Raw genomic sequence first — 12970 nt, forward strand, 5'->3', positions numbered from 1 at the left:
CCTAAGGAAAGAACAACGCAGAATCATAGCGGGCATTGGTGTCGTTACCCCAGGCACCGCCACCGTGGACGCCCGCGTAGCCGCCGGTCCATGGCGTCGCACCTGCGCCCGGCATGAACTTCCAGCTGATGCCGGCCATCACGGCCTGGAACTGCGCGTTCTGGTTCGCCCGTTGCGAGACGACGATGGCGGCCGGCGGTGACGAACCCGCAATGCCCAGCGATCCCAGGTCGACATACTGATATTGCAGGCTGAGGATGACGCTCGGCTGCAACAGGTATTTCGCGCCGACACCGCCCACCCATCCAACCCTGGTCTCCGAGGCTTGCGAGGAGACGGACGTGTTCAGCGTCTGGAAGAAACTGTCGATCCTGACCTGGCCAAAGGCAAGTCCGCCGGTGGCGTAGACCATGAACGGCCCGTTTGCGACGCCCAGAATGCCGCGAGCCGTGCCGTACCAATCGATCTGCGAAGACGTTCTCGCGGCATCGGTCGGGTTCGGCGGATTTCCGACGGGATAGACCAGCCCGCCGTTCATCGAACTCTTGAGTCCGGTGCCCTGCAGATCGGTCTCGAAGCCGAACACTGCCGAGCCTTGTTGCCAAGTGTAGCCGCCATGCGCACCCACCACCCAGCTTGCGGCGCTCGCCGAATTCGATCCGGATCCGGGATTGGCCACAGCAGCTCCGCCGATGGCCGGTTCGACATGCAAGAGCGGCCATGCCATGGCGCAAGCTGCAACCGCGATCATCCGCGAAAGACGTGACATCAGCCCTCTCCTCGCCAGGTTCAGTGCCTATGGCCAACCCGACGTTCGAGTCGGAACACTAGGGCTGGCGGATTCCCGCCACAACGGCCGCGACGGACCATGCCTCCGGACCCATTGACACAGCCGTTGTTTTGCCTTGTATCCCCATGTATTCATTCCGGTATTCGGCTGTTGCTGAAAAGGCTCAGCGTCCCCGAATTCGCTCTGCGGTCCGCAGCGCCAGCGCGTGAATGGTCAGCGTCGGCGCTTCTCCGCCGCCCGACGAGGGAAAGACGCTTGCATCCGCGATCCAGAGATTGCGCCATCGGTGGCTGCGGCCGAAGGCGTCGACTACCGAATTGCCGGGATCACTGCCCATCCGGCAGGTGCCAAACACGTGGGTTGCGACGAACCAGTCCCAGCTGGAGTAGCTTTCATAGATGCGCTCGGCGCCGCTGGCGGCCAACAGTTCATGCGATTTCTTCACCATGAATCGCAGGCGTGCGATCTCCGACTCGCCGAGCGAAGTTGCGATGCGCGCCAGCGGCATCCCGAACCGGTCGCGCACATCCGGATCGAGGTCGATACGGCTGTCGCGATTGGGCAGCCTTTCGCCGATGGCGCCGACATGCAACGCATGGCCCCACAGCCGCCGCACCGATTGCGCGTGAGCGCGCCCCCAGCCCGGGATCGCGCGCAATGCGAAGGCAGAAAGCCCGCCAAGCTCGCTCTCGCCGGCGCCGTTGTAGAACCGGCAGCCGCCGATCACGCCCGGGATTGCGTCGGGCGCGTTGAAGTCCCATGAAATGGCATCGCTCGGCAGGCCGCGTCGTCCGTGCTGCGGCTCCGGATGTAGCGCCCCGACCGAAGTGAACAAGGTGTCCATGAAGTTCTGTCCGACCTCGCCGCTTTCGTTGGCGAGTCCGTCGGATGCCAGCAAGAGCCGCGGCGTCTCGACGGCGCCGCAGGCAAGCACGAGGCTGGGACAGGCGATGCGCTCCGTACTGCCGTCCGCCTTTCCGACCAGGATCGCCGCGACCCGGTCGTCCTGGCCGGCCTCGATGCGGATCACGGCACTCTGCGGCCGGATCGTGCAGCGGCCAGTCGCGAGTGCGGCATGGATGAAGGTGACGTCGGCGCTTCCCTTGTCGGCGCGCGGACAGCCCTTGTTGCACGCGCCGCAATAGTTGCAGGGCGGACGCCCGTTCCATGTTTGCGACAACGCGGCCCGGCTGTTGGCCTGCCAGTTCAGGCCAAGCGCCGCTGCACCCTTGCCGAGTGTTTGCGCGGCGTATGACAGCGGATGCTGCGGCAGAGGAAATGGTCGGGAGCGCCATCGCGCGCCCTGACTCTCCGGCCCGGCGACGCCGATCAGTTGCTCGGCTTCGCTGTAGTAACGCTCGAGTTCGGCGTATTCGAGCGGCCAGTCGGCGGCGACGCCGAACCGGCTCTTCATTTTCATCGCGGCCGGATGCAGGCGATGCGCCTCGCCAGTGAAGTGCAAGGTGGTGCCGCCGATACCGCGAACGTGGCTGTATTTGTCCATCAGCCGTATGCCATTCGTCACCATCGGCCCGAGGCCGCGGCTTCCGGACACCAACAGCGGCTCCTGGCCGGCCAGCTTCTGTCCCGGCGCAAACGTGACCTTTCCGACGCTGTCGGGCTTTTCCGGAAACTCGCGCGTTTCCCAGTCGGCCTCCGTCAAAGGATAATCGGTCGACGGATCGAAGCGCGGCCCCGCATCTAGCAAGAGCACGGATAATCCGCGCCGGCACAGTCCATAGGCCGCCGCGGCACCGCCGGCGCCAGCGCCAACCACCACCACGTCCCAATTGGTGTCGCCGCTCAACGCGGGCGCTCCTGGAAGTCGGCAAAGCCGTCGGGCTGCGGCGGGCCGGTAAAGGCGAAGGTCTTTCTGATCGCGGGCTCCGAGTAATAGGCCGTCCCGATGTGCTGGCGCAGCGCGAACACGAACGGACGGATGCCCTCGTCCGCCGATGCAAACGCTGCGTCAATCGCGGCCAGCCTTGCTGCTTCGTCGAGCGCCGCAAAGCCGGCGGCGCCGCGAGAGGCGGCATATCGATCGAGCCACGCTACGCCCTTGCCGATCGACGGCCCAAGGTCGGACATTGCCAGCAAACGCTCGTGCAGTCCGAGAGCAGACGCAGCTGGAAGACCATCGCCGCCGGGAAACATGGTGTCCGCGACGGCCGCCATCGTCGGCGTCGCTGCTGGCTGCCCCAGCGCCGCGACGGCTCGCCGCAGCATCGCGCCGCTGCCCAGCGCGAGAGCGCCCAGAAAGGCCACCACTGTTCGTCGCTTCATCGCAGCCTCCGTTTGCCGGCGAGGCTAGTGCAGGATCGGTGCGAGGTTAATGGCGGATTCCGGCTCCTCCCGTACTGAGCCGCCAACAGACTGCCTTGACAGCGCCGCTGCTTCGGCTGTATGAGCGCGCCCCATGATGCTGAACCGGACCATCCGCCGCGCCGCCGACCGCCGTCGTACCCACGACGATGCGGGCGCGCGCCATGTCCGACGACTTCGCTGAACAGCTAGATCAGCCAGGTTTTCGAGAAGGCCGCACCCGCAAGGTGCGGCCTTCTCGCTTTTCGGCCTGCCCTTTCACCTGAAAACCCAAGAGGAGATCGACATGACCCACGCCACCCATTCGTTCGACGCGCTGATGGACATCACCGCGCGCCCTCAGGTCGTGTTCGTCCGCGGCAAGGGCAGCTATCTCTGGGACGAAAGCGGCAAGCGCTATCTCGACTTCATGCAGGGCTGGGCGGTGAACTGTCTCGGCCACTCGCCCGACGTCATCGCCGACGCGCTGGTCGTGCAGTCAGCGTCGCTGCTGACGCCGAGCCCGGCGTTCTACAACGCGCCGAGCCTGAAACTCGCCAAGGCGCTGGTCGAGAAGAGCTGCTTCGACCAGGTGTTCTTTGCCAACTCGGGAGCCGAAGCTAACGAGGGCGCGATCAAGCTCGCGCGCAAATACGGCTCGCTGCACAGAGGCGGCGCGCACGAGATCATCACCTTCGAGGGCGGCTTCCACGGCCGGACGCTTGCGACCATGTCGGCCTCCGGCAAGAAGGCGTTCGAGCCGCTGTTCGAACCGAAGGTCGCCGGCTTCCGCAAGGCGAAGCTGAACGATCTCGACTCGGTCAAGGCGCTGATTTCGCCAGCGACCGTGGCCGTGATGCTGGAGCCGATCCAGGGCGAAGCCGGCGTGTGGCCGGCGACCGACCAGTTCCTGCAGGAATTGCGGGCGCTGACGAAGGAACACGGCTTGCTCTTGATCTTCGACGAGATCCAGACCGGCGTCGGCCGCACGGGAAAGCTGTTCCACTACGAGCACGCCGGGATCGAGCCCGACATCATGACGCTCGGCAAGGGCATCGGCGGCGGCGTGCCGCTCGCGGTGCTTCTCGCCACCGAACGAGCCTCCTGCTTCGAGCATGGCGACCAGGGTGGCACGTTCAACGGCAATCCGCTGATGTGTGCGGCAGGATCCGCGGTGCTCGCAGAGGTCAGCAAACCGGAATTCCTGAAGGCGGCCACCGATGCCGGGCAGTTCCTGGCCAGCGAGTTGCAAAAGCTCTCGGCGCGGCACGGCCTCGGCGAGGTCCGCGGCCGCGGGCTGCTGCTGGCGCTCGACCTGAAGCTGCCGATCGGCGCCTCGATCGTCGCGCAGGCGTTCCATTCCGGCCTGCTGCTGAACTCGCCGCAGCCGGACGCGCTGCGCTTCATGCCGGCGCTGAACGTCACGCGGTCGGAGATATCGGAGATGATCGACGGCCTCGATGCGATCCTGACCGAGGCCGGCGTGGCGCGGCGGGTGGCTTAGCCACCGTCATTGCGAGCGAAGCGAAGCAATCCACATCTCCGCACGGGGAAGATGGATTGCTTCGTCGCGGAGCTTGTCATCGGGCGCGCTTTCGCGCGACCCGTTGTCCTCGCAATGACAGAAACGATTAGGGCCGCAGTATCACCGCGCCCGTGGTCGCCCGGTTCTCGAGATCGGTATGCGCCCTCGCCGCATCCTTCAGCGCGTAGGCGTGGTTGATCGGCACATGCAGCTTGCCATTGATGACGGCAGCAAAAATGGTGTCGGCACCCTCGAGCAATTCCTTGCGGGTCGCGACATAGTCGTTGAGTTTCGGCCGGGTTGCGAACAGCGAGCCGTGGTTGTTGAGCTCGGCGATCGCAAAGGGAGGCACCGGTCCCGAGGCGTTGCCGAAGCTCACGAACAGGCCGCGCCGCTTCAGGCACGACAGCGATCCCGGGAAGGTCGCCTTGCCGACGCCGTCATAGACGACATCGCATAGTTCGTTGCGGCTGATCTGCTTCACCCGCTCGACGAAATCCTCTTCGTTGTAGTTGATGACGTGGTCGCAGCCATTGCTGAGCGCAAGGTCGACCTTCGCCTTGGAGCCGACTGTGCCGATGACGTGGGCGCCGAGCGCCCTCGCCCATTGGCAGGCCAAGAGACCGATGCCGCCGGCCGCGGCATGGATCAGCACGCGATGGCCGGGCTCGATCCTGAAGGTCTTGTGCAGTAGATACCAGACCGTCAGCCCCTTGAGCATCAGCACCGCGCCCTGCTCATAGGTGATGTGGTCGGGCAACTTGACCAGCTTGTCCCAGGGGATGTTGCGCTCGGACGCGTAGCCGCCGAGATTGAAATAATAGGCGACGCGGTCGCCGGGATGAAAATTGGTGACGCCCGGCCCGACCGCGACGACCTCGCCGGCCGCCTCGTTGCCGGCGATGAAGGGCAGCCCCGGCGCCTTGTAGAGGCCGGTGCGGAAATAGACGTCGATGAAGTTGAGCCCGACGGCATGCTGGCGAATCCGCACTTCGCCCGGTCCCGGCGCAGGAACGTCCACGCTTTCATAGGTCAGGACTTCCGGACCTCCCACCTTGTGAACGCGGACGGCCTTGGTCATGGCGTCTTCTCCCTTGTCTTCGCCCGATTCGAAACGAACGCCTGCGGGCAGGCCTTGTCAATCGACGCCATGGTCGCGGGGTTGCCTATTTGCTGACCTTTGCCTTTCTCCGGTTACGCCTGGCGAGCACGTTGAAGAACTCCACCGCGGCCGAGAAGGTGATGGCGAAGTAGATATAGCCGCGCGGGATGTGGAATTTGAATCCGTCCGCCACCAGCGCCACGCCGATCAGCACCAGGAAAGCAAGCGCCAGCATTTTTGTCGTCGGGTGCTCCGCGACGAAGCGCGCGACGGGTCCGGAAGAGACGTACATGATCACGCAGGCGATCACGACCGCGGCAACCATGATCTCCAGATCCTGCGCCATGCCGATCGCGGTGATGATGGAGTCCAGCGAGAATACGATGTCGATGACGATGATCTGCATGATCACCCAGAAGAAGGCGTTCGCAGCAGACCTTTCCTCCCTTCCGTGCTGAAAGGCATCGATCTCGGTGTGGATCTCGTGGGTCGCCTTTGCGATCAGGAACATGCCGCCCGCGATCAGGATGATGTCGCGCCAGGACAGCGCAACGTTCTTCACGGTAAGCACCGGTTCGGTCAGGCCGATCAGCCAGACCAGCAGGCTGAGCAGGACGATCCGGAACACCAGCGCGAGCAACAGCCCGATCTGCCGCGCGCGCGTCGCATGCGGCTCGGGGATGCGCGACACCAGCACCGAGATGAAGATGACGTTGTCGATGCCGAGGACGATTTCGAGCGCCGTCAGGGTCAGCAGCGCCGCCCAGGCTTCCGGGCTGGTCAGGAGTTCGATCATGCCTTCAACGATTTGATCAGACGGATGGCGGCGTTGCTGCCGAGGACATAGGCCCCGATGGCGCAAAGGCCGAAGGTGATGGGAAGCCCGACATTGAAGTCGTAGACCAGCGTGATGATGGCGAGCACGGCCCAGGCCGCGAGCAGCCAAAGCGTCAGCCAGCGCAGGCGGACGACGCGAAAGGGATGCAGCACGTGGATCGGCACGAAGGTGAGCACGATCAGGGCGGCGACGGCCAGCGTCGAGGGGATGGGCGACATGTGCAGCAGGAACAGATAGAACGCCACAGCGTTCCACAGCGCCGGAAATCCGCGGAAGTGATTGTCGGTCGCCTTCATGCGCCGATCGGCGAAATAAAGCGCGCTGGAGACGACGATGCCGATCCCCAGGATCGGCGCGGCAAGCGGCAGCAGCATTCCGCTGGCGGTGATCGCGTAGGCCGGGACGAATACATACGTCAGGAAGTCGACGACGAGGTCGAGGACGTCGCCCGACCAGTTCGGCTGCAGCCGCACCACGTCGAGCCGCCGCGCGATCGGGCCATCGATGGCATCGATGACGAGCGCAATGCCAAGCCAGACGAACATGTTGGTCCAGTGCTCGCGCACCGCTTCAAGCATCGCGATCAGCGCGACGCCCGCGCCCAGCGCCGTGAAGATGTGCACAGAGAACGCGGCCGCGCGCATCCGCAACGGGGATTGTGACGAGATTGGCGGGCTGGTCTGGTCCATGGGTCGGGCAGTGCTATCAGGAATCATGCGGATTTGCACATCGGCGGTTGCGGCGTTCGGCCGCGCAATTCCCGGGAACCTTTTGAATGAATCCAAGCCTTGAAATTACCGCTGCGAGCGTCAATTGTCCCTGTCATGAACGATGCTTCCATGACTTTCGACACGGTCGTCGTGGGCGGCGGGCCCGCCGGCCTTACGGCTGCGATTGCGCTTGCGGAGGCGGGCGCCAGGACCGCCCTGCTCGCCCGCCACGTGCCCTACGCGGACAATCGCACTACGGCGCTGCTTGGGGCTTCCGTGGATTTGCTCGATCGGCTCGATGTCTGGCGGCGTTGCCGGGAGAGCGCCGCGCCGCTCAAGGTAATGCGGCTCGTCGACGATACCGGGCGCCTGATCCGTGCGCCCGAGGTCCGTTTTGTGTCGGAGGAAATCGGCCTCGACCAGTTCGGCTACAATATCGACAACCGCACGCTGGTCGCCGCGCTGGAGGCGCGCGCCGCGGAACTGCCCGGCCTGACGCGGGTGGACGACGAGGCGACGACGGTGGTGCCGGAAGACAGTGTTGTCGCCATCGTCACCCGTCAGGACAAGACGCTTGGAGCGCGTCTGGTGATCGGGTCCGACGGACGACAATCATTGTGCCGCGATGCCGCCGATATCGAGGTGCGGCGGCGCGACCTCCACCAGGCGGCGCTCACGTTCAACATCAGTCATTCAAGACCGCACAAGAACGTCTCTACCGAATTCCATACGCCCCAGGGGCCCTGCGTGTTCGTTCCCCTGCCCGGCAACCGCTGCAGCGTCGTCTGGGTCGCCGCACCGAACGAAGCCGAGCGGCTGATGGCGCTGAGTGATGAGCAGCTTTCGGAGGCGGTCGAGAAGCAGTCGCACTCCATCCTCGGCCGTACCAATGTCGAACCCGGCCGGCACAAATTCCCGCTCGCCATCGAGCGGCCGACGGCGATCGCCAGAAACCGAATCGCGCTGGTCGGCGAATCCGCCCATGTCGTACCGCCGATCGGCGCGCAGGGGCTCAACATGGGCCTGCGCGATGCCGCCGACCTCGCCGAGATCGTGCGCGAGGCGCTCGGTCTCGGCGAAGACCCCGGCGCGGCGCCGGTATTGCAGCGCTACGCCGCCGCTCGGCGCAGCGACATCGCGAGCCGCACCTTCGCGATCGACGTCGCCAACCGCTCCCTGCTTTCCGACCTGCTGCCGGTGCAGACCGCGCGCGCCGCCGGCCTGCATCTGATCGGCGCGGTCGGGCCGCTCCGCCGCCTTGCCATGCGTGAAGGGCTGGCGCCCTCCTGGAGGATCTAGGGGAAGACAAGTCGTCCGGTCTGGATGAACCACATCACGCTGGTGAGCGTGACGACGGAGGCAAAGGTTCCGATCAGCACGGCGACCGACGCCGGCTCGATCCAGGTGTCGTTCTGGCGCGCCATCACGAACACGTTGAGCGCGGGCGGCAGCGCCGCCATCAGCAGTGCGGTCGCCGCCCATGGCTGCGCGAACGGCCCGAAGGCCAGCATCAATCCGAAAGCGAGCAGCGGATGAACCAAGAGCTTGACGGCGATCACGCCGGGCACTTCCCACGGCACGCGCTCGAATGAGCGCAGTGCGACAGTGACGCCCAGCGCGAACAATGCGGTCGGCGCGGCCGCGTTTTGCAGGAATTGCAGCGTATTGTTGAGTGCCACCGGAAATTCGATGTGCAGGGCCGCGCATAGCGCGCCAAGACAGGCCGACATGATCAGCGGGTTCAGCACGATCTGCTTCACCACCACGCCCAGCGCATGCAGCAGCGAGGGATGCTCGCGGTCGGTCAGTTCGATCATGAACGGCACGATCGAGAACAGGAAAATGCTGTCGCAGCAGAAGATCAGCGCGGTCGGCGCCGCCGCCTTGTTGCCGAGCACGGCCAGCGCCAGTCCGGGGCCCATATAGCCAACATTGCCGTAGGCGCCGGCGAGCCCGGCGATTGTCGCCTCGCGCAGCGTCAGCTTGCCGATCAGCTTGCCAACGAGCATGGCCAGCGCGAACGCGAGCATTGTGCCGAGCGTGGTTGCGATCAGGAACGGCGGGTTGTTGAGCTCGGCGAACGGCGTGCGCGACATGATCCCGAACAGCAGCGCCGGCAGCGACACGTAGAGCAGAAAGAAGTTCATCCAGGCGAGGCCCGACTCCGGCAGCGCCTTGGCTTTCCCGCAGGCATAGCCAATGAAAATCAGACCGAAATAGGGAAGCGCCAGATTGAGGATATCGATCATGAGGAGGCGGGATTTCCTGAATGTTTTCCGAAGTATGGCGCCGGGTCTTGCTACGCCGGAGAAGGTTAATTCGTCCACATGCCCCTAGCATCGGCCACAATCATGGTCTATCGACGAAGCCATGATTAAAGCGCGTACCGCCAAATTCCAGATCGGGCAGATTGTCCGCCACCGGGTGTTTTCCTTCCGGGGCGTGATCTTCGACATCGATCCCGAATTCAACAACACCGAGGAATGGTGGCTGTCGATTCCGGAAGAGGTGCGGCCGCACAAGGACCAGCCGTTCTATCACCTGCTCGCGGAAAACTCGGAGACCGAATACGTCGCCTACGTCTCGGAGCAGAACCTGCTGCCCGACGAGTCCGGCGAACCGATCCGCCATTCGCAGGTCGCCGAGATCTTCATCAAGGACAAGTCCGGCGCATACCGTCCGCGCAACCCGTCGTTGAATTAGGCCCGCATTCCCTGCAACAGAAAAGGCGCCCCACCGGGCGCCTTTTCGTTTGCTCTGTCGGCGTTGCTTACTTCGCCGCCGGATTGGGCTGACCGCCGGGAGGCTGGCTCTGCTCGAGCTTCTTGCGGGCATCCTCGGCGCGCTTCTGCAGCTCTTCCTGCAGCTTCTTCTGGTTTTCCTCGAACACCTTCGGATCGGTCGGCGGGCCGTCATAGGCCTTGGCAAATTCGCCGGCCAGCGGTAGCGGCAGCGTCAACGGCGCGCCGTTGGAGTTGATCGCCTGCACCACGAGGTTCTGGCCTTTCTTCAAGGCCGCGATCGTTTCGGGGGTTGCCTCGTAGTCGGACATGCAGCCGTTCTGGAAGCAGATCACGTAAGGCGACTGCTGCGGCTGGTTGCTGTCGATGATGATGCGGGTGCCGTGGACGAGCTGCATGCCGAGCGGCAGTGTCACGCGGAGAATCTTTTTCGGCTCGCCCTCCGGCTCGATGATGACGGCGGCGATCACCGGCTGGCCGGACTCGATGCGGCCGTCCTTGCCGGTAAAGCAGACCTGCTTGGCCCCGGTTTCCTGGCCCTTGAGGCAGAACTTGGTCCAGGGCGCGTAGATCAGCTGGATCTGCTGCTCCTGGGGCTGCTGAGCGGGGGCCTGGGCTGCGGGCTGGCCTGCCGGCGCCTGTTGTTGGGCGGCAGGAGCCTTCGGCGCAGCCTTGGGGGCGGCCGGGGCCTTCGGGGCCGCTTTGGGGGCCGCCGGCGCAGGGGCGCCGGGTGCCGGGGCCGGTGTCTGGGCCTGGGCGAAGGAAACCGCCAGCGAAGCCGACAAAGTGGTCGCCGCCAACAAGGCGAAAGCCCGCCCGCGCGGCCGGGCCGAGGCGGCCAAGATACGGAAATTCATTGCGGAAAACCCTTTCTGAAGCCAGGCGCCCGAACCGCTGCGGGCACCAAATCCCTGCGCCGTTTTGGGCGGCTGTCTCGTAGCCAATTGAGGCGGTTGCGTGACCTGTTCCGCCGTCTTGATCAATTGCCCGCCTTCAATACAGCGGCGGACGAAAAGATCAATGCCGACAAGCGTCTTGGATCGATGCCACAGCGATGCCCGCAGCCCTATGGTAAAGCTTCGCGGGTGAGGAATTTCGAATCAGACCGGCGCAGGAAAGCGCCCCTCTTCCGGTACGCCGCCATTCGCCTTGCGGCCTTGTTCCTGCCGGCGGTTGCCGTCTTGCCGGACCGGCTGGCAGCCGCGGAGAGCTACGCCATCGCCATGCATGGCGCGCCAAGGCTGCCGGCCGAATTTGCCCACATGCCCTATGCCAATCCCGCGGCGCCCAAGGGCGGCCGGGTAATCTGGGGGCTCTCCGGTACTTTTGACAGCCTCAATCCGCTGATCGTACGCGGGCTCGCGGTGCAGCAGATGCGCGGCTATGTGATCGAAAGCCTGATGGCGCGCGGCAACGACGAGGCCTTCACCCTCTACGGCCTGCTGGCGAAAACGGTCGAGACCGACGATGCCAGGACTTACGTCACCTTCCGTTTGGATCCACGCGCGCGTTTTTCCGACGGCAAGCCCGTCACCGCCGAGGACGTGCTGTTCTCCTGGGCGCTCCTGCGCGACAAGGGTCGCCCGAACCACCGCCAGTACTATGCCAAGGTTGCCAAGGCCGAGGCGCCCGATCCGCTGACGGTGCGGTTCGATCTCGCCGGCGCCAATGACCGTGAGCTGCCGCTGATCCTCGGATTGATGCCGATCCTGCCGCGTCATGCCGTCGATCCCGCGACATTCGAGGAAACCACGATGACCGGACCGGTCGGATCCGGGCCCTATCGCGTCACGGCCGTGCGTCCGGGAGCCAGTGTCACTTTGACCCGGAACCCCGATTATTGGGGCCGCGACGTGCCGGCCAATCGCGGCCTGTGGAATTTCGACGAGGTCAGGCTCGACTTCTATCGCGAGGCCAACGGCCAGTTCGAGGCGTTCAAGCGCGGCCTCTATGATTTCCGGGTCGAGCACGAGCCGTTGCGCTGGCACGACGGCTACGACTTTCCCGCGGCCCGCAGCGGCGAGTTGATCCGCGACACGATCAGGCCCGGGGTTCCGCAGCCATCCGAATTCCTCGTGTTCAATACCCGCCGGCCGGTCTTCTCCGACATCCGTGTGCGCCGCGCGCTGACGCTGCTGTTCGATTTCGAATGGATCAACAAGAACTACTTTTTCGGACTATACGGCCGCAAGGCGGGCTTCTTCGCCGGCTCGGAGCTCTCGGCCTACGAGCGTGCGCCCGACGACCGCGAGCGGGAATTGCTGGTGCCGTACGCCGCGCGCATGGCGCCGGAGATTGTTGACGGCAGCTATCGCCTGCCCGTCACCGACGGATCGGGACGCGATCGAACGACGCTGCGCACGGCGCTGGCGCTGCTGTCCGAAGCCGGTTACGACCTTGATGGCACCGTGCTGCGGCAACGCACGACCAGGACGCCCCTCTCCTTCGAAATACTGGTGACCACGCGCGACCAGGAGCGCATTGCGCTCGCCTATCAGCGCGATCTCAAGCGCGCCGGCGTCGAGGCCACAATCCGTGCGGTCGATCCCGTACAGTTCGACCAGCGCCGTCTCGGCTACGAGTTCGACATGCTCCAGAATCGCTGGGACCAGTCGCTCTCGCCGGGCAACGAGCAGTCGTTCTACTGGGGTACCGAAGCCGCCGACATTCCCGGCACCCGCAATTACATGGGCGCCAAGGACCCCGCGATCGATGCGCTGATCGCGGCGATCCTGGAGGCGCGGGAGCGGCCGGCTTTCGTCTCGGCGGTGCGGGCGCTGGACCGGGTCCTGATGTCGGGCTTCTACGCTATCCCCCTGTTTAACGTGCCCGAGCAATGGATTGCCCGCTGGAATCGGATAGAACGGCCTTCGGCCACCGCGTTGACTGGCTATTTGCCGGAAACATGGTGGCGGAAGGCGGACCAGCCGCAAGCCGATCCGCGGAATTGATGCCAATGAAGC

At 64.8% G+C, this 12970-nt stretch carries 12 protein-coding genes; 4 read left to right on the plus strand and 8 right to left on the minus strand.

From position 1 onward, the window contains the following. Position 1 precedes the first annotated feature (1 nt). The 3 genes from HZB49_RS09290 to HZB49_RS09300 all read right to left on the minus strand — a co-directional run bounded on the left by HZB49_RS09290 (position 2) and on the right by HZB49_RS09300 (position 3073). The gene (locus tag HZB49_RS09290; RefSeq protein WP_291610377.1) at positions 2-769 is read right to left on the minus strand and encodes an outer membrane beta-barrel protein; all 768 of its coding nucleotides are present in this window, start codon (positions 767-769) and stop codon (positions 2-4) included. Positions 770-953: 184 nt separating this feature from the next. Further along, on the minus strand, positions 954-2597 hold the full coding sequence (locus HZB49_RS09295; protein WP_291610379.1) for a GMC family oxidoreductase: 1644 nt from the start codon (positions 2595-2597) through the stop codon (positions 954-956). Beyond that, positions 2594-3073, minus strand: coding sequence for a gluconate 2-dehydrogenase subunit 3 family protein (locus HZB49_RS09300; RefSeq protein ID WP_291610381.1), 480 nt, complete (start codon positions 3071-3073; stop codon positions 2594-2596). The genes HZB49_RS09295 and HZB49_RS09300 overlap by 4 nt, the downstream gene beginning before the upstream one ends. 325 nt (positions 3074-3398) lie before the next feature. On the opposite strand from HZB49_RS09300, the gene HZB49_RS09305 reads away from it, so the two are divergent. Further along, positions 3399-4595, plus strand: coding sequence for an acetylornithine transaminase (locus HZB49_RS09305; RefSeq protein ID WP_291610383.1), 1197 nt, complete (start codon positions 3399-3401; stop codon positions 4593-4595). 127 nt (positions 4596-4722) lie between these two features. Here HZB49_RS09305 and HZB49_RS09310 read toward each other — a convergent pair whose 3' ends face one another. From HZB49_RS09310 to pcsA, 3 genes are all read right to left on the minus strand, one after another. Then, complete coding sequence (locus HZB49_RS09310; RefSeq protein ID WP_291610385.1) at positions 4723-5697, minus strand: quinone oxidoreductase; 975 nt, start codon at positions 5695-5697, stop codon at positions 4723-4725. 85 nt (positions 5698-5782) lie between these two features. Further along, positions 5783-6514 (minus strand): TerC family protein, encoded by a 732-nt coding sequence (locus HZB49_RS09315; protein WP_291610387.1) that lies wholly within the window; start codon positions 6512-6514, stop codon positions 5783-5785. Further along, positions 6511-7245 carry a phosphatidylcholine synthase gene (pcsA, locus tag HZB49_RS09320; protein WP_291610388.1) on the minus strand — a complete coding sequence of 245 codons (735 nt, stop codon included), beginning with the start codon at positions 7243-7245 and terminating at the stop codon, positions 6511-6513. The genes HZB49_RS09315 and pcsA overlap by 4 nt, the downstream gene beginning before the upstream one ends. A gap of 135 nt (positions 7246-7380) precedes the next feature. Here pcsA and HZB49_RS09325 point away from each other — a divergent pair, with 135 nt between their 5' ends. Beyond that, positions 7381-8565 carry a UbiH/UbiF family hydroxylase gene (locus tag HZB49_RS09325; protein ID WP_291610390.1) on the plus strand — a complete coding sequence of 395 codons (1185 nt, stop codon included), beginning with the start codon at positions 7381-7383 and terminating at the stop codon, positions 8563-8565. Here the strand turns inward: HZB49_RS09325 and HZB49_RS09330 are convergent. Continuing rightward, entirely contained in the window at positions 8562-9515 is a 954-nt protein-coding gene (locus HZB49_RS09330; protein WP_291610391.1) for an AEC family transporter, read from the minus strand. The genes HZB49_RS09325 and HZB49_RS09330 overlap by 4 nt on opposite strands. Positions 9516-9636: 121 nt before the next feature. Between HZB49_RS09330 and hspQ the strand changes: the two genes are divergently transcribed. Beyond that, positions 9637-9969 (plus strand): heat shock protein HspQ, encoded by a 333-nt coding sequence (hspQ, locus tag HZB49_RS09335; RefSeq protein ID WP_291610394.1) that lies wholly within the window; start codon positions 9637-9639, stop codon positions 9967-9969. A gap of 67 nt (positions 9970-10036) precedes the next feature. Here the strand turns inward: hspQ and HZB49_RS09340 are convergent, their stop codons facing one another. Then, positions 10037-10864, minus strand: coding sequence for an invasion associated locus B family protein (locus HZB49_RS09340; RefSeq protein WP_291611161.1), 828 nt, complete (start codon positions 10862-10864; stop codon positions 10037-10039). Positions 10865-11230: 366 nt separating this feature from the next. Between HZB49_RS09340 and HZB49_RS09345 the strand changes: the two genes are divergently transcribed. Next, positions 11231-12958 carry an extracellular solute-binding protein gene (locus HZB49_RS09345; RefSeq protein ID WP_291611163.1) on the plus strand — a complete coding sequence of 576 codons (1728 nt, stop codon included), beginning with the start codon at positions 11231-11233 and terminating at the stop codon, positions 12956-12958. The last annotated feature ends 12 nt before the right edge of the window (positions 12959-12970 follow it).

The sequence above is a fragment of the Bradyrhizobium sp. genome (genome assembly GCF_016219575.1).
In the GTDB taxonomy this organism is placed as follows: Bacteria; Pseudomonadota; Alphaproteobacteria; order Rhizobiales; family Xanthobacteraceae; genus Bradyrhizobium.

Excerpts from the sequence above, each read along its gene's own strand:
- HZB49_RS09290 (WP_291610377.1), bottom strand. The coding sequence starts at position 769 with ATGTCACGTCTTTCGCGGATGATCGCGGTTGCAGCTTGCGCCATGGCA.
- HZB49_RS09300 (WP_291610381.1), bottom strand. The coding sequence starts at position 3,073 with ATGAAGCGACGAACAGTGGTGGCCTTTCTGGGCGCTCTCGCGCTGGGC.
- HZB49_RS09305 (WP_291610383.1), top strand. The coding sequence starts at position 3,399 with ATGACCCACGCCACCCATTCGTTCGACGCGCTGATGGACATCACCGCG.
- HZB49_RS09310 (WP_291610385.1), bottom strand. The coding sequence starts at position 5,697 with ATGACCAAGGCCGTCCGCGTTCACAAGGTGGGAGGTCCGGAAGTCCTG.
- HZB49_RS09315 (WP_291610387.1), bottom strand. The coding sequence starts at position 6,514 with ATGATCGAACTCCTGACCAGCCCGGAAGCCTGGGCGGCGCTGCTGACC.
- pcsA (WP_291610388.1), bottom strand. The coding sequence starts at position 7,245 with ATGGACCAGACCAGCCCGCCAATCTCGTCACAATCCCCGTTGCGGATG.
- HZB49_RS09325 (WP_291610390.1), top strand. The coding sequence starts at position 7,381 with ATGAACGATGCTTCCATGACTTTCGACACGGTCGTCGTGGGCGGCGGG.
- HZB49_RS09330 (WP_291610391.1), bottom strand. The coding sequence starts at position 9,515 with ATGATCGATATCCTCAATCTGGCGCTTCCCTATTTCGGTCTGATTTTC.
- hspQ (WP_291610394.1), top strand. The coding sequence starts at position 9,637 with ATGATTAAAGCGCGTACCGCCAAATTCCAGATCGGGCAGATTGTCCGC.
- HZB49_RS09340 (WP_291611161.1), bottom strand. The coding sequence starts at position 10,864 with ATGAATTTCCGTATCTTGGCCGCCTCGGCCCGGCCGCGCGGGCGGGCT.
- HZB49_RS09345 (WP_291611163.1), top strand. The coding sequence starts at position 11,231 with ATGCATGGCGCGCCAAGGCTGCCGGCCGAATTTGCCCACATGCCCTAT.